23 protein-coding genes and 1 tRNA gene are annotated in these 23,778 nt (G+C 38.4%); 14 read left to right on the forward strand and 10 right to left on the reverse strand.

Going from position 1 to position 23,778, the window contains the following annotated elements; genetic code table 11:
• Nucleotides 1-213: 213 nt before the first annotated feature.
• The 3 genes from spoIVA (at nucleotide 214) to folE (ending at nucleotide 2,918) form a co-directional block, all read left to right on the forward strand.
• Nucleotides 214-1,692: a stage IV sporulation protein A gene (gene spoIVA / locus GSM42_RS00485; RefSeq protein WP_160799296.1), complete on the forward strand. Its 1,479-nt coding sequence runs from the start codon at nucleotides 214-216 to the stop codon at nucleotides 1,690-1,692.
• A gap of 302 nt (nucleotides 1,693-1,994) precedes the next feature.
• Complete coding sequence (locus GSM42_RS00490) at nucleotides 1,995-2,270, forward strand: HU family DNA-binding protein (RefSeq protein WP_160799297.1); 276 nt, start codon at nucleotides 1,995-1,997, stop codon at nucleotides 2,268-2,270.
• A 90-nt stretch (nucleotides 2,271-2,360) separates the two neighbouring features.
• A complete protein-coding gene (gene folE, locus GSM42_RS00495; RefSeq protein WP_160799298.1) occupies nucleotides 2,361-2,918 on the forward strand; it encodes a GTP cyclohydrolase I FolE in 558 nt (185 codons plus the stop codon).
• Nucleotides 2,919-3,068: 150 nt separating this feature from the next.
• Here the strand turns inward: folE and GSM42_RS00500 are convergent, their stop codons facing one another.
• Entirely contained in the window at nucleotides 3,069-3,272 is a 204-nt protein-coding gene (locus GSM42_RS00500) for a hypothetical protein (RefSeq protein ID WP_160799299.1), read from the reverse strand.
• A gap of 165 nt (nucleotides 3,273-3,437) precedes the next feature.
• Between GSM42_RS00500 and GSM42_RS00505 the strand changes: the two genes are divergently transcribed.
• The 10 genes from GSM42_RS00505 to GSM42_RS00550 all read left to right on the forward strand — a co-directional run bounded on the left by GSM42_RS00505 (nucleotide 3,438) and on the right by GSM42_RS00550 (nucleotide 9,880).
• A tRNA-Pro gene (locus GSM42_RS00505) sits at nucleotides 3,438-3,514 on the forward strand.
• 63 nt (nucleotides 3,515-3,577) lie between these two features.
• The gene (mtrB, locus tag GSM42_RS00510) at nucleotides 3,578-3,796 is read left to right on the forward strand and encodes a trp RNA-binding attenuation protein MtrB (RefSeq protein WP_160799300.1); all 219 of its coding nucleotides are present in this window, start codon (nucleotides 3,578-3,580) and stop codon (nucleotides 3,794-3,796) included.
• A 152-nt stretch (nucleotides 3,797-3,948) separates the two neighbouring features.
• The gene (locus GSM42_RS00515) at nucleotides 3,949-4,605 is read left to right on the forward strand and encodes a heptaprenyl diphosphate synthase component 1 (protein WP_160799301.1); all 657 of its coding nucleotides are present in this window, start codon (nucleotides 3,949-3,951) and stop codon (nucleotides 4,603-4,605) included.
• Nucleotides 4,602-5,333, forward strand: a complete 732-nt coding sequence (locus GSM42_RS00520) for a demethylmenaquinone methyltransferase (RefSeq protein WP_160799302.1) — start codon at nucleotides 4,602-4,604, stop codon at nucleotides 5,331-5,333. Before GSM42_RS00515 ends, GSM42_RS00520 begins: the two co-directional genes overlap by 4 nt.
• A gap of 15 nt (nucleotides 5,334-5,348) precedes the next feature.
• On the forward strand, nucleotides 5,349-6,215 hold the full coding sequence (locus GSM42_RS00525) for a UbiA-like polyprenyltransferase (protein WP_202404702.1): 867 nt from the start codon (nucleotides 5,349-5,351) through the stop codon (nucleotides 6,213-6,215).
• A gap of 16 nt (nucleotides 6,216-6,231) precedes the next feature.
• Nucleotides 6,232-7,068, forward strand: coding sequence for a menaquinone biosynthesis protein (locus GSM42_RS00530; protein ID WP_160799303.1), 837 nt, complete (start codon nucleotides 6,232-6,234; stop codon nucleotides 7,066-7,068).
• A gap of 9 nt (nucleotides 7,069-7,077) precedes the next feature.
• Nucleotides 7,078-8,058: a polyprenyl synthetase family protein gene (locus GSM42_RS00535; RefSeq protein ID WP_338055179.1), complete on the forward strand. Its 981-nt coding sequence runs from the start codon at nucleotides 7,078-7,080 to the stop codon at nucleotides 8,056-8,058.
• A 77-nt stretch (nucleotides 8,059-8,135) separates the two neighbouring features.
• Nucleotides 8,136-8,579, forward strand: a complete 444-nt coding sequence (gene ndk / locus GSM42_RS00540) for a nucleoside-diphosphate kinase (RefSeq protein WP_160799305.1) — start codon at nucleotides 8,136-8,138, stop codon at nucleotides 8,577-8,579.
• Nucleotides 8,580-8,687: 108 nt separating this feature from the next.
• Entirely contained in the window at nucleotides 8,688-9,305 is a 618-nt protein-coding gene (locus GSM42_RS00545) for a class I SAM-dependent methyltransferase (RefSeq protein WP_202404703.1), read from the forward strand.
• 242 nt (nucleotides 9,306-9,547) lie between these two features.
• Nucleotides 9,548-9,880: a hypothetical protein gene (locus tag GSM42_RS00550; RefSeq protein ID WP_160799306.1), complete on the forward strand. Its 333-nt coding sequence runs from the start codon at nucleotides 9,548-9,550 to the stop codon at nucleotides 9,878-9,880.
• Between the two features lie 109 nt (nucleotides 9,881-9,989).
• On the opposite strand, the gene GSM42_RS00555 is transcribed toward GSM42_RS00550, so the two are convergent.
• From GSM42_RS00555 to GSM42_RS00575, 5 genes are all read right to left on the reverse strand, one after another.
• Complete coding sequence (locus GSM42_RS00555) at nucleotides 9,990-10,604, reverse strand: PH domain-containing protein (RefSeq protein ID WP_160799307.1); 615 nt, start codon at nucleotides 10,602-10,604, stop codon at nucleotides 9,990-9,992.
• A 525-nt stretch (nucleotides 10,605-11,129) separates the two neighbouring features.
• Entirely contained in the window at nucleotides 11,130-12,563 is a 1,434-nt protein-coding gene (locus GSM42_RS00560; RefSeq protein ID WP_160799664.1) for an IS4 family transposase, read from the reverse strand.
• A 292-nt stretch (nucleotides 12,564-12,855) separates the two neighbouring features.
• Nucleotides 12,856-14,622 carry a CocE/NonD family hydrolase gene (locus GSM42_RS00565; protein WP_160799308.1) on the reverse strand — a complete coding sequence of 589 codons (1,767 nt, stop codon included), beginning with the start codon at nucleotides 14,620-14,622 and terminating at the stop codon, nucleotides 12,856-12,858.
• The gene (locus tag GSM42_RS00570) at nucleotides 14,609-15,826 is read right to left on the reverse strand and encodes an MFS transporter (RefSeq protein ID WP_160799309.1); all 1,218 of its coding nucleotides are present in this window, start codon (nucleotides 15,824-15,826) and stop codon (nucleotides 14,609-14,611) included. Before GSM42_RS00570 ends, GSM42_RS00565 begins: the two co-directional genes overlap by 14 nt.
• A 4-nt stretch (nucleotides 15,827-15,830) precedes the next feature.
• Nucleotides 15,831-16,640: a MerR family transcriptional regulator gene (locus GSM42_RS00575; protein WP_338055207.1), complete on the reverse strand. Its 810-nt coding sequence runs from the start codon at nucleotides 16,638-16,640 to the stop codon at nucleotides 15,831-15,833.
• Between the two features lie 686 nt (nucleotides 16,641-17,326).
• On the opposite strand from GSM42_RS00575, the gene GSM42_RS00580 reads away from it, so the two are divergent.
• Nucleotides 17,327-18,223, forward strand: coding sequence for a BadF/BadG/BcrA/BcrD ATPase family protein (locus tag GSM42_RS00580; RefSeq protein ID WP_160799310.1), 897 nt, complete (start codon nucleotides 17,327-17,329; stop codon nucleotides 18,221-18,223).
• A 60-nt stretch (nucleotides 18,224-18,283) separates the two neighbouring features.
• Here GSM42_RS00580 and nagE read toward each other — a convergent pair whose 3' ends face one another.
• The 4 genes from nagE to nagA form a co-directional block, all read right to left on the reverse strand.
• Nucleotides 18,284-19,735 carry an N-acetylglucosamine-specific PTS transporter subunit IIBC gene (gene nagE / locus GSM42_RS00585; protein ID WP_160799311.1) on the reverse strand — a complete coding sequence of 484 codons (1,452 nt, stop codon included), beginning with the start codon at nucleotides 19,733-19,735 and terminating at the stop codon, nucleotides 18,284-18,286.
• A 73-nt stretch (nucleotides 19,736-19,808) separates the two neighbouring features.
• A complete protein-coding gene (gene ptsP / locus GSM42_RS00590; RefSeq protein ID WP_160799312.1) occupies nucleotides 19,809-21,530 on the reverse strand; it encodes a phosphoenolpyruvate--protein phosphotransferase in 1,722 nt (573 codons plus the stop codon).
• A 50-nt stretch (nucleotides 21,531-21,580) separates the two neighbouring features.
• Nucleotides 21,581-22,342, reverse strand: coding sequence for a glucosamine-6-phosphate deaminase (nagB, locus tag GSM42_RS00595; protein WP_338055180.1), 762 nt, complete (start codon nucleotides 22,340-22,342; stop codon nucleotides 21,581-21,583).
• A complete protein-coding gene (gene nagA, locus GSM42_RS00600) occupies nucleotides 22,335-23,513 on the reverse strand; it encodes an N-acetylglucosamine-6-phosphate deacetylase (RefSeq protein ID WP_160799313.1) in 1,179 nt (392 codons plus the stop codon). The genes nagB and nagA overlap by 8 nt, the downstream gene beginning before the upstream one ends.
• Nucleotides 23,514-23,778 lie beyond the last annotated feature (265 nt).

Raw genomic sequence — 23,778 nt, forward strand, 5'->3', positions numbered from 1 at the left:
TTTTTGGTAATAAAAAGATATAAATGTATCAATTTGCACAAGAGTAACTAGCCAGCGCCTATGTCTTGCCTTCGCCAAGTTTTCTTTGCAGGTTAATCATATTAAGAGAATGGGCTCATATATTAGTAGCGTATAGCAAAACCGGAGGGAGGGATAAAGCCTTCGCACCGGCAATAAACCCAGCAAAGCATGGACCTTTGAGGAGGGTAATGGATGGAAAAAGTAGATATCTTAAAAGATATTGCTGAACGAACAGGAGGAGACATCTACTTAGGTGTAGTCGGTGCGGTGCGCACCGGAAAGTCGACTTTTATCAAGCGGTTTATGGAACAAGTAGTTATCCCAAATATAGCTGATGCATCTGAGAGGACAAGAGCAATTGATGAACTTCCCCACAGTGGAGCAGGAAAAACCATTACAACAATTGAACCAAAATTTGTGCCAAACCAAGCAATAAATGTATTAGTAGATGAAGGACTTGATGTAAATATTCGTTTGGTAGACTGTGTTGGATATGCAATCGAAGGTGCGAAAGGCTACGAAGATGAGAATGGGCCTCGAATGATTAATACTCCTTGGTTTGAAGAGCCAATAGCATTTCAAGAAGCAGCTGAGGTAGGCACGAGAAAAGTTATTCAAGAGCACTCCACACTAGGGATCGTAGTCACAACAGATGGAAGTATTACTGATATTCCTCGAAGCTCCTATGAGCAAATGGAAGAGCGTGTCGTGGAAGAATTAAAAGAAGTAGGTAAACCGTTTATCATGATTCTTAATTCTGTGCAGCCACAGAGTGAAGAGACAGAACAATTGAGGCTTGAACTGATTGAAAAGTATGATATTCCTGTAGTAGCGGTAAGTGTTGCTAGCATGGGCGAGTCAGAGATCTTAGCAGTGCTTCGAGAAGTATTGTTTGAATTCCCAGTACATGAAGTGAATGTGAATTTGCCGAGCTGGGTAATGGTATTGGAGGATAAGCACTGGTTACGGCAAGAGTTTGAGGTATCGGTCAGAGAAACCGTAAAAGATATTCGCCGTTTGCGTGATGTAGATCGTGTAGTGGGTAAGTTTTATGAATATGAGTTTATCGACAAAGCAGCACTTTCCGGCATGCATATGGGGCAAGGAGTTGCAGAGATTGATCTTTATGCTCCGGACGAACTCTATGATCGAGTATTAACAGAAGTTGTAGGGGAAGAAATCCGCGGTCGAGATCACTTATTACAACTGATGCAGGATTTCTCCATTGCAAAACGTGAGTATGACAAAGTATCCGATGCGTTGCAGATGGTAAAAACAACTGGCTATGGTGTTGCAGCACCAACTTTAGAGGAAATGAGTCTAGACGAGCCAGAATTAATCAAACAAGGAGCACGTTTTGGTGTTCGTCTCAAAGCAACTGCTCCATCCATTCATATGATTCGAGTAAATGTCAATTCGGAATTTGCTCCTATCATTGGAACAGAAAGGCAATCGGAAGAGCTTGTTAATTATTTAATGCGAGATTTCGAACAGGATCCTTTGCGTATATGGGAATCAGATATTTTTGGACGCTCGCTCAATTCCATCGTCCGAGAAGGAATACAAGCAAAGTTATCCATGATGCCTGAAAATGCTCGTTACAAGCTACAAGAAACGTTAGAAAGAATTATAAATGAAGGTTCTGGTGGATTGATAGCAATTATTTTATAGACAGAGAATTTATATAAATACACAAAAAAACAAGCTGTTTCTCTAGGTCTCGATGTAGCAATTAACTTTATTCAACTCTAGGATCTATGGGTTAAATTTAGTAAAAAAAGAGACTCTCGATAGCTGCATGAAAGTATGTGTGAAAAGAGAAGGTCGATAGCTAAAAAACTATTGACCTTATTTTTTTATGTAAAAATAGTGGATAGTACTTGAACTACATGGTTTGCTTGTATTAGTATAGATGTGTCCCACGTATTGTCTCTTTGTTGTGACAATAGGTGATTTGTACAGGAGGTGCGGTTATGAACAAAACCGATCTAATCAACAAAGTAGCAGAAGCTACAGAAACAACTAAAAAAGAAGCTACACAGTCAGTCGAAGCAGTACTATCTGTAATTACTGATGCACTAGGTGCTGGTGAAAAAGTTCAACTGATCGGGTTTGGAAACTTTGAAGTCCGTGAGCGTGCTGCTCGTAAAGGACGCAATCCGCAAACCGGTGAAGAAATTGATATCCCTGCAATGAAAGTTCCTGCTTTCAAACCAGGTAAACAATTGAAAGAAGAAGTGAACAAATAATTCTTCTTTCTGTCCATCGGATGGGACTACATATAAACACAAGGGACCCTTTTCATGGGTCTTTTTGTGTATAAAGAAGGGATTTAATAGATGGATAAACCAAAATTAGAACAGGCAATTAAAATGATATTAGAAGCAATTGGCGAAGATCCCAGCCGAGAAGGTTTATTGGATACACCTGCCCGTGTTGCAAGTATGTATGAAGAAGTATTTGCTGGATTAAAAGAGGAACCAGAAGAGTTATTCTCGGTTGTTTTTAGTGAAGAACATGAAGAATTAGTTCTTGTGAAAGACATACCGTTTTATTCCATATGTGAGCATCACTTGATTCCATTTTATGGTCACGCACATGTTGCTTATATTCCAAAAAGTGGACGAGTTACTGGATTGAGTAAACTGGCTCGTGCAGTCGAAATTTTATCGAAACGTCCCCAGTTACAAGAACGGATAACTGCAACAGTAGCCGATGCGATCATGTCCAAATTAGACCCGCATGGTGTCATGATTATGATTGAGGCAGAACATATGTGTATGACTATGCGTGGTGTCAAGAAACCTGGAGCAAAAACGATAACTACAGCTGTTCGAGGAGTGTTTGCTGAATATCCGGAAAAGCGTGCAGAAGTGTTGTCCATGATACGAACATAGGATACGAAACGAAGTGTATATATAGATCAGTGACCAGCTAAAAAGTTTAGATAAGCTGGTCAAAGACGGGTCGGATATTTGGTTGGTGTCTCGGCTCTCTGGTGCTATGTACCCTTATGAGACAGAGAGATCTCACTCTTTTACAGAGATTCAGCCCAACTTTCCGTCCAGCTCTTCCAGCAAATCAAGCCAGTCCTGTTGACGGAGAGGGTCACCAGCGTACTCGACGATGATTTCGGCTGCCATCTCCGTCCTTAGATCTTGGAAAGACTCACGAAGAGCTCCTTGCATAGCGGGGATAGTAAGGTCATCGAACTGATTATGTTCCGCGATTTCATCAAACTTATCAGACACTTTTTTCCTTCACAGACGACCCATCAGATAAGATCAATATATCATATTGATCTTTGTTGTGAATAGATTGAAAAACAGGAAATGAAGACTTTATTCTTACTTTTATATTGACACTTGGATTTGCTCGTTATAAAATGATATCTGTTCACTTAGAATCATGTATAACGGGCTATGGCGCAGCTTGGTAGCGTGCTTGCATGGGGCGCAAGAGGTCGTCAGTTCAAATCTGGCTAGCCCGACCAAAAAAACCCTTCCTGCATCGGGAGGTTTTTTTTTACCCTATTAGCTAGGAGGGTTCTGTGGAAATGGGAAATCAAGTTGATTATTTTGTAATAAAAGCAAAAGAAAATGGTGTAAACGTCATAGGGCTTACTCGTGGAAAAGACACTCGATTTCATCACTCTGAGAAATTAGATAAAGGAGAAGTGATGATCGCTCAATTTACCGAACACACTTCTGCTGTTAAAATTCGAGGGAAAGCAGAGATCATTACGCCATTTGGAACAGTAGAAACAGATGAATAGAAACGACAGTGGCTAGGGTATATACTCTGGCTTTTGTTATGCAATAAAGGTAAATGAACGATTGTTTCGATTTACAAATTTGTTACAAATGATTTTTCGTTTATACTTATGATATACTATCGAAGATATAGCAAATATAGGGGGACGCTTTAATGACGTCCATACATACAAAACAAGAGGAGATTATTCTTCATCTTTATCAATTAACGGGTCATCATTATTTATTGGAGAGATGTGGGAAACCTAGAATACCGGAATTATTTATAAAAATACTTCAATTAATGCTAACATCTATTCATGAAAATCCGATGCGAATATTTACTTATGGTGTCTCTACTGCTTTGTTACGGATGGGGCTGGTGGTGCACGAGAAAGTTTCTCTGGAAGATGAAAAAGAACGTGATGAGATTCAGAAAAAGCAGTTAACTATTTTAGCTGGAGATTATTACAGTAGCTTATTTTATAAAACGTTGGCCAGCAGTAATGAAATTGCTGGCATGCGTATGTTATCAAAAACAGCTAGTGAAATATGTGAAGCAAGTATGCAACATCATATAGATGGTACTTTTGATCCTTTTTCGCAAGAAGTAAGGACTGGACGGCATCTCATTACGGCTTTAGCCGATTTTTTTCATGTTCAGCAGCAAGTTGAATGGTGTTCTATCTTGTCCTATTTTCTTCATTTGGATCACAATCGAAGTCCAGAAATCGAACGAGAAGATGCTGTGAAATTAATGGACTCCATTGATCATCTTGAAGTCCGAGCTGCATTATATCAAATGCTTTTGGATAGGGAGGTAACCAAATGAAGAACACAGAGGAAATTTCTCTGCATGGAACAGAAAAAGAAAAATATGTACACCAGGTTTTTGAGGATATTGCAGACAATTATGACCAAATGAACAGTATTCTTAGTTTTCGTCGACATCGCGCATGGAGAAAATTCGCAATGAAAAAGATGAATGTTTTACCAGGAGACAGTGCTATCGATGTGTGCTGTGGTACTTGCGATTGGACAATTTCTTTAGCGAAAGCCTCGAAAACGGGGAGTATTATTGGCCTAGATTTTAGTCCAAATATGCTTTCAGTAGGTTATTCCAAGTTGGAAAGAGCTGGATTGAAGGATAATGTAAATTTGATCGAAGGAAATGCGATGGAATTACCTTATCCAGATAATACTTTTGATTTTGCCACGATAGGTTTTGCATTGCGAAATGTACCAGATCTGATACAAGTATTAAAAGAGATGAAACGGGTTGTAAAACCTGGAGGAAAAGTAGTATCCCTCGAATTATCAAAACCTACTTGGAGACCTTTTCGAGCACTGTATTTTTTTTATTTTGGTCGGATCTTACCACTTTTGGGTAAACTATTTGTTAATCGCTATGAGCAATATAAATGGTTACCCACTTCGCTTTTATCATTTCCAGATTATAAAGAATTAGAACAAATGATGAAGCAAGAGGTTGGATTTTCTTCCGTAGAGGTGTATCCTTTATCAGGGGGCATTACTGCTCTACATATAGGCTACAAATAGAAGAAGGTATTCATCATGCTAAAAAAACTAAAACTTGTCCTAGACATGATTAAGTTTGAACACTCCATTTTTGCTCTGCCTTTTGCCTATTTAGGATCCATATTAGGGAGTTTAGAAGTGAATGGGCGCTTTCCTACTTGGATGCAGATCTTATGGATTACCATTGCCATGGTCGGTGCGAGAAGTGCAGCGATGGCCTTAAATCGTATTATTGACCGACACATTGATGCCAAAAATCCAAGAACAGCAGAAAGACATATTCCAAAGGGGCTTATTCCTGTATCATATGCATGGGGATTTGTGATTGTTTCTTTTATTGTTCTCTTCATTGCTGCATCACAATTAAACTCACTTGCTGTAAAATTATTACCAATAGCAGTATTTTTTCTCGTTTTTTATTCTTATACCAAACGCTTTACTTGGGCATGTCATTTCGTATTGGGAGTAGCAACAGGGTTAGGACCATTGGGTGGATGGATTGCCACAACAGGACAGATTAATTTGGAAGGAATTTTATTATTTCTGACTGTTGCATTGTGGATAGGTGGATTTGACGTTATCTATGCGTGTCAGGACGTCGAATTTGACCGTCGAGAAGGACTTCATTCCATACCTGTTAGATTTGGTGTGAAAAGAGGTTTGCAGATCTCAGCACTTATGCATCTTGGAACTGCGATTGGTTTGTTAGCACTTCTATGGCTAACCGATTTGGGAATATTTTTTGGACTAGGTGTAATCGTTGCTTTAATCATCCTTATCTATGAGCATTCTATTGTATCTCATGATGATCTTTCTCGTTTAAATACCGCATTTTTCACAATGAATGGTGTCTTGAGCGTGATTGTGTTTTGTTTCATGTTGATCGATGTTTTATCAAGATAAAGGAGGAGAAATATAAATGAAGCCGATTCGCATAGGAAAAATTGCCTTTACCAATGTTTTACCGCTGTATCACTATTTCAACTATACAGATCTATCAGTAGAACTTATACCAAGGGTTCCTTCCCAGTTGAATAAATCTATGTCAGAAGGAACAATTGATATGAGCCCTATATCTTCTTTTGCCTATGCTGAAGATTATCCAAAGTATGTGATGATGCCTGATCTATCTGTCAGTGCAAAAGGTCCTGTTGGATCCATATTTTTGTTTAGTAAACATAGTCAATTTAATGCTGTGAAAAATGGAAAGATAGCACTGGCAAATACATCCGCTTCATCGATTAACTTACTCAGGATATTAATCGAATATTTTGCTGGAGGAGCTCCGACATATTCAACAGAAGAACCGAATTTAGATAAAATGATGGAACAGGCTGATGCAGCTCTTCTCATTGGTGATCATGCACTAAAGGCAAATTGGACGAATAAGAAATATTACGTATTTGATTTAGGATTACAATGGTATAAAGGAACGGGACTACCGATGACTTATGCAGTCTGGGCAGTAAATCGTCAGGTGGCGGAGGAAAAACAGGAGACACTCTCACTTATTTATCAAAGATTTTTGCAGGCTAAGCGACTTGATCAACAGGATCCTATTCCTGTGATTCAAGAGGCGATGAGACAGCTTGGTGGGGATGTAGTGAAATGGAAGAAATACTATGCAGGCTTAAATTATAATTTTGGGCCAGAGGAACAACGTGGTTTAGCTACTTACTACCATTATGCAGCTTTAGCTGGATTAATCAAAGATGAAGTGAAGATTGAGCTAATGGATCTACCTGTACACATCTAAGTTAACAGGGTGAGGAATTTGCGACTAGCAAACATTTATAGACATATAAAAAAAGATTTAGAAAGAGTAGAAGACCTGTTAAGCCAATCCATGGCCACCAACCAATTGGAGTTAAAACAGTCTTCTACCCATTTACTCCGGGCTGGTGGTAAAAGAATGCGCCCGGTTTTTGTGCTATTATCAGGAAGATTTGGAACAAGTAATAAACAACATGTTATCGATGTTGCGGTAGCATTAGAACTAATACATATGGCAACATTGGTTCACGATGATGTGATCGATAACGCATCCCTTCGCAGAGGCCAACCAACCGTAAAAGCACAATGGGATAATCGAGTAGCTATGTATGCTGGTGATTATATTATTTCTCGGGCACTTCACATCATATCAGATATTCAAATTTTAAAAGTACACCAAGAGCTTTCCAAAGCAATTTTTTTGATGTGTGAAGGAGAAATCGATCAGATTCGTGATTTATATAAACCTCAGCAGTCTGTCAAACAGTATTTATCACGTATTAAACGCAAAACAGCACTTCTTATGTCTATTAGTTGTCAGTTGGGTGCTTTAGTGAGCGATGCTCCCCCAAAAGTGATTCAGCACTTAAAATTGTATGGTTACTATGTGGGTATGGCCTTCCAGTTAACAGATGACGTATTGGATTTTACTGGTGATGAAGAAACGCTTGGCAAGCCAGCTGGAAGTGATTTACGACAAGGAAATGTAACTTTACCTGTAATCTACGCAATGCAACATCTTCCTGAAGTAGAAAGACAACTTCTAGATTCCTTTTTATCTTCTCAAGGAAAACATCCTCTTACCTCAGAGACACTTTTATTGGTGCAAAAAGCTGGGGGAAATGAATTTACTTTGGAGTTATCCAAACGATACCTAAATAAGGCTTTGGATGAGCTAAAAAAACTGCCATCTGTTCAGGAACAAGAACTACTAAAAATGCTTGCAGAATTTATTGTAGGAAGAAATTATTAATCATTTGTTGCGTTTGTGCTCGGAGCTTGATAAAATGTGGATCGTTATCTATACATATATATTGGAGGATTTTTTTAATGGAAAAAACATTTATTATGATTAAACCTGATGGTGTACAACGCGGACTTGTAGGAGAAATTGTATCTCGTTTTGAAAAGAAAGGCTTTCAACTTCTCGGTGGCAAATTGATGAGTGTTTCAACTGAATTAGCAGAGAAACACTATGAAGAACATAAAGAGCGTCCTTTTTTTGGAGAATTGGTTGAGTTTATTACTTCTAGCCCTGTATTCGCTTTCGTTTTAGCAGGGGACAATGTAATTGCTACTGCACGTCAAATGATGGGGAAAACCAATCCATCTGATGCTCTGCCAGGCACAGTTCGTGGTGACTTTGGAATTAGTGTTGGAATGAATATCATTCATGGTTCTGATTCTGCTGAGAGTGCAGAACGCGAATTGGCACTTTGGTTCCCAGAAGAAGAACAAGTAGAATACGAGAAAACAATCAATCGTTGGATCTAGTTGATATCGTATATAGAAAGAAAGATAATGACTTTTCATAAAAAAGTCATTATCTTTTATCTCCTATATGCGGAATATTTGTATTACTAAGTCGTCAACTAGAAGGGAATGGGGACAATCAAAAAAATATTCACAGATATCTATGAGTCAAATCTGTGGGGTGGAACGGAATCTTTATCAGGTCCAGGTTCCTCGCTAATGGAAGTAGAACCGCTCATGCGAAAACTTCCTCACCTGTTCGAGCTTTTTGAGATAAATAGTATTTTAGACGCACCTTGTGGCGATTTTCATTGGATGAGTAAGATCCCTTTAAATATCGATAAGTATTTTGGTGTGGATATTGTGTCAGAAATAGTTGAAAACAATAATCGGAAATATAAATCCGATTCATATGAGTTTTTGGAGCGAGATGTAACACAAGATGCTCTTCCGAGTACTGATTTGATTTTGTGTCGTGATTTATTGGTCCATTTATCTTTTGAAGATATAAAGAAATGGTTTCAAAATGTCAGTAAAAATGATTATACCTATCTGTTAACTACTCATTACCCCTCAGTTATCGATAATTTAGATATAAATACTGGTGATTGGCGTCCAATTAATTTTTGCAGACCTCCATTTTCCTTTGATGCTCCATTAGTAATGATGCGCGAATATCAATCGTTTAAGACACTGTCTTTATGGAGATGGTCTGATATTCGTCGTAGTCAACCCTTCTTATTTTAGTAAGAGGATCACTGTAACCATATCAATCGTTAAGTTATCCGTTTTTCAGGAGTGGACAGCTCTATATAAGAATAATGATAGAAGTACGTGTAACCCATATTGGACGTTAGAACAGTTTATAGCAAGCATAGATGAGTATTTCTTTATACAGGATGGGAAGTACAGTTTACAAGATTCATACAAACTTTGTTCCTATACAAGATATTTGTTATCATATACGAAAGTTTCCTTGGGAGGTTGAAGTGGCTCATAAGAACTCTCTCTGGTGTGTGAAAGAACTATGTGGGCATAAAGAGAAGAACGCTTATCTCGTTACAGATATCGCTGCAGATGTATCAACAGTGGAATTTTCGTTTGAAGTTTTGAACTCTCGAAAACACTCATCAGAAGCAAGGGGAGAGCATTTTTATGACGGGTATCTTAGTATACATGATAAAAACATCTGTGCACAGATACCCTTCCAACACCTCATATTGCGCAAAGACGGATTTGTACAGGTTGCATATCCAGATGACTATGTACAAACCTTCTTGCCGGAAGAAATCTACTTGGAGTTGAAATTGCTGTCTGTGTGATAGTAGCTGACTGCAAGTGGATTCTGTCGTCTGATTAGCATCAGGCGACAGCTCGCTCTTATATATAGGTAAGACAAAAGACCAATCGAAAATCGATTGGTCTTTTGTTTTAGTTGTTGATGTATTTTTCAAATACAAAGCCAAAATCTTTGACAAGGTATGTTTGTTTCTTTTCTTTGAGCCAATCAAATGCAAATTGATTTAGATCTTTAAATTGTTCCACTACGTTGTTTTCTTCGCTTGTGATGCGGCTCAGAGTAGTAGATGCTAAGTTTAAGCTCTGCTCTGAGTATTGAAGATAGCTTGCATTGTCTTTTGTGATCTCGGAGATTTTTAACAATGCTTTGTATAAGTCTTTGACATCTTCTAATTGTTTTTTCTGTACATCAATGCTGAAGATCTCAGAACCCAATTTGAATTTTAATTCAACGTCTAAGTCTACCGTTCCAGCAGTTTCTATCATGACATTGGAAATATGATTTTGGTAGTAATCATAGCGATATAAGCTACGTTTTTTGCTCACAGCACTTGTTCCATCTAAGTGAATGAGTGCCTTATTTGTAAAACAATATTCATCAGATTTTGATTTGATTAGGAAAAAGATTTTCTCCCCATCTTCGTGCATGACATAATCATCAGAATCAACTTTGTCATAATCCGCTGGTTTAATAACCACGCCAACATTACTTATACCTAGAACATCTGCAGCTACTTTGCCAAACATATTACCAAGCCTTTCGTGATGAGATTTGGTTTGTTACAAAGTTCTTTTATTTAGGATATATTGCAATAAAAGTATATCATAATAATTTGTTTCATTACCATTGGATTATGAAAAATATATTTATAATTTCATTTTTATAGACTCTTTATTATTTTAGCTGTGAAAAATTTATAAGAAGTAAGATGAGCCAAACATGTCATTCCACAAAAAATTATAGGATTATTTATTATACTATTGCAGGAGTGATTGCAATATCTTTAATGAATTTTCCACTTCTAGACGGTCTTTTCGTCATTTCAATCTCTTTTTTTAATTCAGCTAAAAAATTGCAAACAAATAAAATCTAAGTAATCCCATTTGCCTGAAAGCAATTCATTGTGATCTTTTCTTGTATAGGGGTATCACCACATAGCCATCAAGCTAAGAAAAGGGAAAGATGAAAAGAGAGTAAATAACATAGAGGAATCTTGGCATATGGAAAAGGATGGCACACTAAACAAGCCTAGCTAGGCTTGTTTTTGAAAATTATGCAGCTTTGGGAGATGACATGGTATACTCATAGACAACACCCAGTATGTCAAAGACCGTTTTTTTCTCATAGCGGTGAGACTTTCGCCCATTTTTCTCTAATAGGTGGAATAGGCGAAGAAGGATCTTTGCATAAACTTGGGTGTTTTGCTGTTGTATCGCTTGATGAAACAATGGAAAATAAGTTTGAATGATGGAAAAAGCTTTATATTCACTTAACTCTTTTTGCTTCTTGCGAAGCAAGAGCTCTCGCATCCGAAACAAGGTAGTAGAGCAGATCAAGATAGAGATAAGCTGTCCGTATAGATGACATTCCAACCGCTCTCGTTTTACATTCTTGCATCGGTCGATCTGAAAAAAGGATTTCCATGTTTTAAATACGATTTCGATCTGCCAACGTAAGGAATAAAGGTCATGAATCTGTTCCTTCGGAACGATCTCCCAAGGAATATTGGTAATATAGACGTTCATTTCGGTTAACCGCTTGCTCTTTTCCGAATACGTTACTCCCTTTTTCTTCTCTTTATAAGCCAGATCTTTTCGTCTTTTCTTTACCTGTGCCTTTGTTAGTCGATACAAAACGACTCGAGCGGGTAACTTTTTATCCTTTCCGATGTAGGTATCCTGTATCTCCACGGTTTCACCTGGTTGCATGCGATACATGATCTCCTCTAGATCCAGTGGGAGATACTCCGTTTGTTTCTTAATTGTTCCATCTTGGAAATATTTCGGTTCTGGATTCTTTAGATAGATTCGGTTATTTAGTTTCAAACGGGATACATAAGAAACCCCTCGTTGATCCATCTGATCCAGGTCTTCTAACGAAAAATAGCCTAGGTCTCGAATACACAAATCCCCTGGTCGAAGGGTATCCAAACAGGTTGTGCCAAAAGTTTTGTCATTATTTTTCCCAGGTTCTACTTGGAGATTTAGGAATTTTCCGCTATGTAGATCGTATTCCAACTGGATTTTGACCCCTGCCTTCTGACCGCAACCTCCAGACCCCGGATAGTAGGAAGCCAATGAACTAGGGATTTGAAAAATAGTCGAGTCTAAGATACGAATCCGTTCAAAATACTTGAGATAGGTACTCGAAATAGCAAGGGAGGAATGGATTTTTGATTTCATGAAACAGACCAGCAGTTTTTGAAGAAAGGTAACAGCAGAACGATTAAAGCGTTGATTGAGCCCTTCTGGGCTCATTACCACACCAGTCGAGGCTTCCAACTGACCACATAACTGCGTAAGAGAAGCACTCGCTATATTTTTACTCATCCAAACACACAAAGAAACAAAGTCTTTTCCCTGATATTTACTGGATCTTTGCACGAATCCAGTTTCTTTTGCTATTTGTCCCAGTGTAGGAATGGATACTTGTCTACATAATTCTTCTGAAAATAATTGCAGTTCCTGTTGAATAGAAGAATTCACTACGATAAACGCCATCCTTTCATTTGTCTCTAAAGAAAGAATAGCGTTTTTCTAATGTTTTGGATATTCTATTTTCTTAACTTGATGGGCATGGGGTATCACCAACATTTTGTAAAAATCCTGCACTAAGAAAAAGCCAATTTCCTCTTCGCTAAATAAAAGGAAAATTGATTTTTTCTTGTGTTATATCTATTTTATTCTTATTTTTTGATGTGAGCGACTAAACGAATCAGTGGTTCAGGAGATCTAATTCATGGATATATCAGTTAAGATTGTTATCCTTCACAACCAATTAACTCCTTGGAATAATTGGTAGAACAATAGCAGAAGGATGTTCTTTATCATGCAGGACTGTTTGCTGGGCGACGATAAGATCCTTCTCTTGATCCTCTCCAAAATCATGACCCGTATTCGGGTTTCGATCCCAACGAGGGAAGTTACTACTTGTGATATCCAAGCGGATTCGATGTCCTTTTTTAAACAGATTACTCGTAGCCCATAGGTCAATCTCATAAAGATAAGCTTTTCCTGGTTCGATGAGGCTTGGTTTTTCTCTTTTTTGTACATTTCGGAAACGAGCACGAATAATACCATCTGTCAAATTGATGGCTGAACCATCTGGATGTACATCCACTAAACGAGCGACAAAATCTGTATCGGGCGCACTAGAAGTAGCCCATAATTTTACTTTTACTGGTCCTGTTACTTCTACATCTTTTTCTAAAACTGGGGTGGTGTATACTAGTACATCTTCCCGCGATTCGATCTGACTTTGATCAAAAGCACCACTGTTAAAATCAGGCGGCATCATAATGGCTCCACCTTTGGTTATTACAGGATGTAAGGGATCATAGGTAAAATGATCTGGTTTTTCTTGATCAGGAAAAATTGTACTAAGTGTCCCATCTCCTTGAAGTGTATTTGCATTTCCACCACTATGCAAATAATATTCTGTATATTGAGTACTAGGCAATGGCCATTCATATTCATCACGCCATACATTTTCGCCCATAACAAACAATTTAATCGGGGCTCCCTTGGTAATACCCGTATCGATTCCTTTTAAGAAATGATCAAACCATTGTAAATGACTGCCAATCAAGTCAATAGAAGCCGAATGACCTGCTAATCCAAAACTCACTTCTCCTGCTTGGTGACTATGATCCAAATGCTGCCAAGGTCCAATGATCAATTTACTTTGATGGGTTTCTGAGCTACTTCCGTTGTTGCGTGTTTCTAAAAAGTTTTCTATGGTTCCTTGTAAGAAAATATCGTACCAACCTGCTATATGGAGGGTAGGTATGGTGAATTTATCGTATTTTCCTTTTAAAGATAAGTGTTCAACATACTCTGGATCCATGTCTTGTTCGAAATGTTCCAGAATAGAAGGCGCCACTTTGTTACGAGTAAAAGGTGTAAAATCCTTTAAAGGAAGGGATTGGATCTCCGTTTTTAATTGATTTAGATCAGAAATGAGTTGACTCGTAGCTCGAGTTAGTTCTTTTTGATCCGAATAAAGTCTTGGTAGAGTATCCAAATACATCCCCATTTGCCAATAGGATAAAAAGCCTAACTCCAACGCACCAGCCCGATACATGAATCCATTGAAAGGATCGTTCCAAGAAAATCCGGGTACCGCCACTTGAAGAGCTTTGTGAGGTTGCAACATAGCTGCCCATTGTGTAAATGCAACATAAGATGAACCAAACATACCCACTTGACCATTACTATAGGGAAGTTTGCTTGCCCAATCGATGGTCTCATAACTATCCGAGGACTCATGTTTACTGGTTAAGATGGGGTCCAATGTCCCCTCTGAAGCAGCTCTTCCTCGAGTATCCTGAATAATCACGACATAACCTTGTTGAACCACGCGGGAGATGTCATAAAATCCAAAGTGAATAGGGGCAACATCTTTACTATATGGTGTTCGACTAAGCAGAACGGGCCATTTCCCTTTTTGATTTGGACGATAAATATTGGCTCTTAAAACAGTTCCATCTTTTATCTCAATTGGTACATTTAAATCGATGAGCATTTGTTTTTCAGAATGAGTCATGTATGAGAGCTCCTTTTCGCCTAAGTTGTTTTTTATCGAATAACATACTGATGATAGTGAAAATCACGCCAATCAAGGTAACGAAGGCTGCTATCCAAGGCAATGAAGAAAGATTTAGAGCTGGATCTTTCATCACTAACCCACCTAGAAAGGCTCCAAGCGCATTTCCCAGATTAAAAGCAGCTACATTTAATCCAGATGCAAACTGGGGAGCATCAGAAGACTTTTCCAAAATACGCATTTGCAATGGAGGGATAGATGCAAACGCTGCAACACCCCAGAAAAAAATTGTGATAATTGCTGCGATTGGATGGTAAATACTAAAAGTTAAGCTAGCCAAAACAACAGCCAACAGTGTTAGAACCACAAGTAAAGTAGGCATTAATCGTTTATCAGCAAACTTAGCCCCCGCAAAGTTACCAATTAGTGTACCCATGCCGTACACCAGCAAGATCGCCGATACATCATGAGAAGAGACTCTTGTTAGTTGTTCTAACATTGGCGTGATGTAAGTCAAAACAGTAAATACTCCAGCTATCCCAAAAACTGTCATGCAAAGTGCCATTACAACAGAAGGGCGTCGTAATACGCTTGCTTGTTTTCGTAAAGATGCTACTTTTTGTTGAGTCATATTAGGAACAAAATATGCAATGGCGATAAAGGAAACGAGCCCAATGCCAGCGATCACATAGAAAGGCATACGCCAATCAAATGTTAGTCCTAAATAAGTACCCAAAGGGGCTCCCAATACAGTAGATAAAGTTAAACCAGATGAAACAAGCGCCAATGCACTTGTTTGTTTTTCAGGAGGGGCAAGTCTAGCTGCAACTACATAACTTTCTCCAAAAAATGTTCCATGCATAAAAGATACAACCACTCTTGCAATCATTAAAAATATATAATTAGGTGCCCAAGCACAAAGCAGATTCCCAAAGACGAACCCACCAACTAAGAGTAGAAGTAAGGTTTTTCGTTGGATTTTTGTCGAAATCAAAGACAGAAGAGGAACCCCGACAACCACCCCGAGCGCATATACTGATATCAATAGACCAGCAGCAAAAAGAGATACTTCCAGATCGTTAGCTATGGTTGGTAGAAGACCCATAGGTACTAATTCGGTTGTGCCAATCCCAAAAGAGGCAAGTGCTAGTGCCCATAATGCAATTGGAAGTTTTTGTGCTTTTTCGTCCGTTTTAATGTACATCTCATTACACCTTCTCAACTGCGATCTGAACCTCTGCGATATAATCGTTCTCACGTTTATGATCTGGATGTAGGAATATTTCTCGTCTTGGTTCGTTCTCTTTGATCTGGTAACCGTTTTGCTCGATCCAAATGGCTAAATCAGAGCTCGCTGTGCAAGGCCTAGCAGGATGACAACGATGTAATAGTGTTGCCATCATAGAGACTTCAGGTAAATATCGAACACGAACACTTGAATCAGTTGGAATTTGCTTTAGCAGATAACCTACTTCCAGATCAATCGCTTCTTCACACTCTTCACATCCATACCAAAGGACTGCTTGAGGAAATGAAGAAAAATTTTTTCCTAAATCATGATTTAACTGGGCAAGTAGGTGGGGAATTTGTTGAATGGAAGCACGTTGTCGCAAAGAGTACATTGGTTGTTTATCCACATTTTTTAAAACTATCTCATGCTCCGTCTTCAATATCCCTTCTTTTTCCACCTGATGAAGTCTGTTTTCAATCCGTTGTAATCGAGTTTGTTCCTCTTCCAAAAGGCTTTGAATTTCTGCCTGCTTTATACGAAACATTCCTCTTATTTGGTCTACTGGAATGTTGTCATTCATTAACTGAGTAATTTGATGGAGTGTAAATCCCAGTTCTTTAAAAGCCAAAATACGATTCAATGGAAAAAGCTGATTTGCCGTATAGTAGCGATAACCTGTATCTGGGTCAGTATGAGCCGGTTTTAATAGATCTATTTGATCATAATAGCGAAGAGTTTTTATCGAAACCTGACTCAGCTTGGAAAACTCACTAATTTTAAAGATGATTTCATCCCCTTTCGTTTGTTAGTTGTTATCACTCTTCTAACTGAATATACACCTTCCAGTGCAGGGGAAAGTCAAGACAAATATAATAGGGAATAAAGAATATCGTAGAATGTAGTTTCTACGATTATCAGATGGGTATATGTCGCAGAATCCAGAAAAAAGGGTGATTATTTTGCATATTTTTTCATCGCATATCAATGAAGAAGGGAGGACTATATGACCGAAACGATTCTCTTGTTTTAATCTCAAATTCCGGCGAAATAAAAACAACCAAAAACCATTTCCATTTACGAAAGTGTTCTGAAATGGTCCTTATTCTGATCCCTAAATAGACTCCACATATAAGTGGTCTATTAAGCAGTTGGTTTGACATCATTATACATACACATGAAGTTACTCTTGCTATTGCAATATAATAACTGGAAAATGAGTAAGGAGTTAATTTTACTACTATATACTTTAATATTTTTGCATTAGTACCTTTTATATGTAATGTATAAATCTGAATCTACAACACCAACAATCAGATAGAGACAATGTAAAGTAGAATGATAATTGGCATTGCGAGTTTGGGAGAACAATGATAAACAAATGTAGTAGGAAAAATTTCTGATGGAACTTTTTTATTCGAATTGCTAAAATCATGGGAGTGATCTGGTTTTCAAGAAAAGGAAGGGTGTTAGAAAGTGCATTATGTCATTGGTGTCGATGGCGGCGGAACAAAAACAGTTGCGGTCGCTTATGATGTAGAGGGAAATGTGTTAGGGGAAGGAAGAAGTGGGTTTAGTAATGTAATGGTTGATTTTAAAGAAGCGACCAAACACATTTTAGAAGCTATTGAGCAGGCACAAGGAAACCTTCCAAAAGTGGATTGCAAATATATTTATCTAGGAATCGCAGGTAGTGAAGGTATCGAAAACAAAGATGAATTGATACAAATTTTGATTGATGCATTTCAAACTAAAGTCAGTGTGGTAAACGATTCTATTATTGCACATGCTGCAACTTTAAAAGGGGAAGATGGAATATTAGCGATATCTGGAACAGGTGCTATTGCAATTGGAATAAGCTCTGAGAAACGTGTTTTCACTGGAGGATGGGGACATCTGCTTGGTGATGAAGGTAGTGGCTATTGGATTGTGATGGAAGCATTTCGTCAGATGATTATCGAAGCTGATGAATCGCTTCCATTGGGCCAACTAAGTATGGAATTACTAAAAGAGATGGGATATACAGATCCTCAAGATATTAAATTATATGCTTATAGCAGACCAAAAGCAGAGATCGCAAAGTTGTGTAAAGTAGTAACACGTATAGCCATTGCTGGAGATCCCGTTGCAACAAGAATCTTGGATCATGCGGGACAAAAATTAGGAAAGATGACGTGGAATTGTTGCAAGAAATTAGGGTATAAAGATGAAATCACAATTGGATTGAGTGGTAGTATTTTCAAAAATATTCCACCAGTGCTGGAAAGTTATAAAAAGTACTTGTCTGAAAAAATCGAGGTTCCTATTAAATGGATTCAAGAAGATTGCCCTGCCACCAAGGGAGCGTACTATCTAGCATCCAAAGAAGTCTAAAAAAACAAATCCCTAAGTATCTGTACTTAGGGATTATCCTGTAGAAATCTTTACATCTTATTAGAGTAATCTTTTCATTGCGTCTTTAATTTGTTCTGACTGCGTACCAAATACGATTTGTACAGCACCTTTACCGAGTTTCATAATTCCTGCAGCACCTAATTTTTTCAAACCAGCATCATCTGTTAATTTATCGTCTTTTACCACTAAACGAAGTCGGGTAATACATGCGTCAACATCTACGATATTTTCTGATCCGCCAACATAAGCGAGCACTTTTGCTGCTTTTTCATCCATCGTGGAAGCGCTTGCATTTTCGTCGTTATTTTCAGCTATTTCGTCATCTTCGCGTCCAGGTGTTTTTAAATTAAATTTTGTAATCAGAAGACGGAATAGTAAATAGTAGATAATAGCGAAAATGAGGCCAATTGGGATTAGTAATAATGGTTTTGTTGCTTTTCCATAAGCGAGGAAATAGTCAATTAGTCCAGCGGAAAATCCAAAACCTGTTTTTATGCCCATGGAAGTAACGATGAATCCAGCAACGCCTGAAAGAATAGCATGTACGACATAAAGTGCTGGAGCAACAAACATGAAAGCGAATTCAATTGGCTCTGTAATACCAGTCAAAAATGCTGCTAGAGCAGAACCCATAAAGATAGAGGAGATTAATTTTCTTTTTTCTGGTTTTGCGGTATGAATAATAGCCAAAGCGGCACCTGGCAGAGCAAACATTAAGATGGGATAGAAACCAGCCATAAACATTCCTGCTGTCGGATCTCCTGCAAAATACCGATATAGGTCACCATGAATTACTTTTTGAGTAACAGGATCAGTGAAGCTTCCGATTTGGAACCAAGCGATAGAGTTAATAACATGATGAAGACCAAAGGGAACGAGAAGACGGTTGAAAAATTGATAAATACCGGTTCCGATTGCCCCTAAACTGACGACCCAGTTACCAAATATGTCTAATGCGTTTTGTACAGGTCCCCAAATCAAACCGAAGAGGAGAGCAACGATAACCATTGTTAAAGAAGTGACTATAGGAACAAATCTCTTTCCACCAAAGAAGCCGAGCCAATCAGGAAGTTTAATGTCGTGGTATTTATTATAGAAATAGGCTGCAAGACCCCCTGCTAAAATACCACCTAAAACGCCCATGTCTAATTTTACATCGTTGGCGATGAACCCAAATGCAGCAGGAACTTTCGCCAATACGTTGACCAAGATCTGATATGCCATTACAGCAGCCAGTGCAGCTACTCCATCCCCTGCTAATCCAAGTGCGATCCCAACTGCAAAAATAAGTGCAAGATTATCAAAAATAGCGGATCCGCCTGCTTGCAGGAATGGGGCAATGTATTGATTGATAAAACCACCAACAGTAGTGCCGAAATGGAATTCTTTAATGTAGTCGATCGCACCGAAACGGAGCAAGATAGCAGCTGCTGGTAAACTAGCTACAGGCAGCATAAGTGATTTACCAATCTTTTGTAGAAATGCTAGCAATAATATTACCTCCTTAGTTACATAAATCATTTATTTCAGAAAGTAAATATCCATCTAACGATGGATATTTACTTTAACTGACAGAATGAGAGGCTATCGCATACTCTTGCACTTCTGCTGGAGTACCTAAGCTAAGTGCGTGTTGTGCTACTTGCTGTGCTTTCTCCATAGAAAGTTGAAGCAGCTGATGTTTAATTTTTGGAAGTAGAGTAGGTGAGACGCTGAACTCATCAAGTCCTAGCCCAAGTAGTATTTCCGTTGCATGGAGATCTCCTGCCATTTCCCCACACATCCCTGTCCATATTCCATTTCGGTGGGATGCATCAATAACCATCTTAATCAGGCGAAGGACAGCTGGATGAAAATGATCGTAGAGATCGGATATATGTTCGTTCATTCGATCCACCGCTAATGTGTACTGGACTAAATCATTCGTACCGATACTAAAGAAGTCTACTTCTTTAGCCAATTCATCAGCAATGAGACAAGCACTTGGTATTTCGATCATGACACCTGTTTCGATGTCAGGGTCAAATGCGATGGATTCATCAGCGAGCTGTTTCTTTGTTTCTTCTAAAATTCTTTTTACTTCTTGGATCTGTTCCAGATTCGATATCATCGGGAACATGATTCTTACTTTTCCATGTGCACTTGCACGTAGTAATGCTCGTAGTTGTGTTTGAAAGAGGGCTGGTCTGCTTAAAGAGATTCGAATCGCACGCCAGCCCAGAAAAGGATTCATTTCTTCTGGTAAATCAAGATATGGCAGATGTTTATCACCACCGATATCAAGGGTACGAATGATAACTGGTTTGCCCCCTAAATTTTTGACTACTTCGGAATAAGCATCGTATTGTTCTTCTTCACTGGGAAGGGAGCTACGATCCATGAAAAGAAACTCACTACGGAATAAGCCGATTCCTTCTCCGCCCTGTTCTAAGACTTCTTCTGCGTCTTGTGGTCCTTTGATATTAGCAACAAGCTCGATGGGAGTTCCGTCTTTTGTGACTGCTTTTCTGTCTTTGAGCAAGGCAAGTTGTTCTTTCTCTTTTTGTTCCTCTTTTTGTTTTTCTTCGTAAGCAGAGATGAGTGCAGCGTCTGGATTGATAAAAATCTCACCAGTTGAACCATCAATAATAAGAGAATCTCCTGTAGCTATTTCTATTGCCAACTGTTCACCAATACCCATAATTGCTGGGATCCCCAGAGAACGTGCCAATATAGCAGCGTGTGATGTCTTCCCGCCTTTTGCGACGATGATAGCTTTCACGCGGTCTCTTGGAAGGGTAACAGTCTCTGAAGGAGTCAAATCATCAGATACCAAAATAAAAGATCCCTCTGGTTGGATTGTTTTTTCTTCGCTTTTGCCGAGAATATTTGCAATCAATCTATTACCTATATCTTTGATATCTGTAGCTCTTTCTCGCATGTACTCATCATCTATGTTCTCGAATATCTTTACAAACTGGTCAACAGTTACCTGCACAGCAGAGGACACATCAATAAGATCATTTTGAATATGATTGTTAATCTCATCAATAAATGCCGGATCTTTCAGTAACATCAAATGAGCAGACATGATAGATGCTTGTTCTTCCCCTACAGAATCCAGTAGTTGCTGATGCAGTTTGGTGAGTTGCTCTTCTGTTTGGGTTATCCCGACTTCTAATTTCTGTTGTTCGGTAGAGATTTCTTCTTTTGTAATACTTTTCTTTTCGGTTGTAATGGATTTGCTTTCTAAAAATAACGCTGTACTGATAGCTACTCCTGGTGAAACAGGAATTCCTTTCAACATAACTATTACCTCTCATCTTTAAGAAATTTTTTCTATAACAGTAAAGATCATTATTGATTTACCATAATAGTAGGAGGGCGGTAATGTAATCGGTTCGCCACTTCTTTGTTCACAAGTACAAGTACATTGGAATGCAATTGCAAGATGGAAGCAGGAAGATTAGGGTCAACGACACCTGAAAAAATAGCATCAATAGCTTCTGCTTTCGATTCTTTATGCGCCATTAATAAGATAGTTTTTGCTCGCATAATACTTCCAATTCCCATTGTAATAGCTTGTCTTGGTACTTCATTCGAATCATTGAAAAATCGAGCATTATCTTGAATAGTTCGTGGTGCCAGATCGGTAATATGGGTATCTAACGTCATTCGTTTAGCAGGTTCATTAAAACCGATGTGTCCATTTGATCCAATTCCAAGAATTTGTAAATCAATATGATCCACTTCGGTTAATTGCTTTTCATATTCTCGACAAGCTTCCTTTGGATCTGTAAAAATACCTCTTGGAAAGTGAATGTTATTTTTTGCTATATTCACCTTGGAAAAAAGATGTTGATTCATAAAGTAATAATAGCTTTGTGGATGCTCCTTAGGTAAACCTACGTATTCATCTAAATTAAATGTAAGGACATCTTTAAAATCAATTTCCTTTTCATTGTATAGATGAACAAGTTCTTGGTATAGTCCAAGTGGTGTACTTCCAGTAGCTAGTCCCAGTACCGTATTTGGTTTTTTCCTAACTAATTCAGCAATGTATTTTGCAGTTTGTCTACTCAGTGTCTGATAATCATCATATACAACTAATTCAATCACTGTAAGGCACCCCCTGGTATACGAGTTGACCCTGAATCATCGTGATATTTACATCAAAGTTATCGGATAATACTACTATATCAGCATCTTTTCCTATTTCTAAACTACCTTTTGCTACATCGATACCTAATTTTTTTGCAGGTGCAGTGGCAGCCATGTAGACTGCGTCTACGATAGAAGTACCAACTGTTTCTATCATGTTTTGTACAGCTCTGTTTAATGTAAGTGTACTACCAGCTAAGGTACCATCATCCAAACGTGCAATACATCGATGTACATTTACCTTTTGCCCACCTAAATCAAATGTGCCGTCCCCCATTCCAACAGCACGCATTCCATCACTTATAAGAAGAAATTTTTCTCGGGTTTTTTGTTCAAAAGCTATTTTAACGGCGCTTGGATGAACATGAACCATATCAGCAATGACATCACAAGTAGCCTCGTGATTGAATAGTGCACTTCCCACTGCACCAGGTTCACGATGATGCAATCCACTCATCGCATTAAACAGGTGTGTAAAGTGATTAGCCCCAGCAATTAGTCCTTGATTAGCTTCTTCAATCGTTGCGTCTGTATGCCCAATGGAACAAATCGTACCTTGTGAGGTGAGCAAACGAATTGCTTCCAATGCGTTGGGAATCTCTGGTGCTAAAGTAACCACTTTTAACTTTTCTTGTAGTAAATCTAATATTGGCTGAAGATTGAATTGGGTAGGATGTAAGATATCATCCTCTTTCTGAGCCCCCTTTTGCTTTGGACTTATAAAGGGTCCTTCCAGATGAACGCCGATTAATTGTGCATATGGTTCCTTCCTTTTCTGGTAGTCCAGTACAGCTCGCAAAGCTTGCATAATCTTCGCGATCGGCATAGTCATTGTAGTAGCCAAAAAACTAGTAACACCATAACTACATAAACTTTTGGCTATCCCTTGAAGAGAATCCACATTTCCATCCATGACATCTAAGTTGGCATTGCCATGAACATGGATATCTATCATGCCTGGAATGATCAGGCTATTTGGATAAGAAATAATCTTCATTTCCGGGTCGTTACCACTAAAATCAGTTTGACTACCTACAAATATGATTTTCTTATCCTCAACTACCACCAATCCATCTTCGATGCAGTGGTGTTTAGTGACAACTTTTCCTAAAAAAGCAGTTCTCGACATTGTAAAAACACCTACTTTAATGTGATCGATAAAATTTCGACACCTGCTTGTATCTTATCAAGTTAAATCATTTCCTGCTAAATAACGATTTCTTGATTTGTGATGATTGATAATGACAGAAGACGATAGCCAGCACGATTTTATTAATTTAATGTTACATACATTTCGATTAGAAAAATGCTCACCTTACTCAATCAGAGAAAAAATCCCTCATCGTTCCATTACTTTGCTTTCAGTAGATTTTTATCGCAGCTACGTCACTACG

Source organism: Shimazuella alba, assembly GCF_009831235.1.
Classification (GTDB): domain Bacteria; phylum Bacillota; class Bacilli; order Thermoactinomycetales; family Thermoactinomycetaceae; genus Shimazuella; species Shimazuella alba.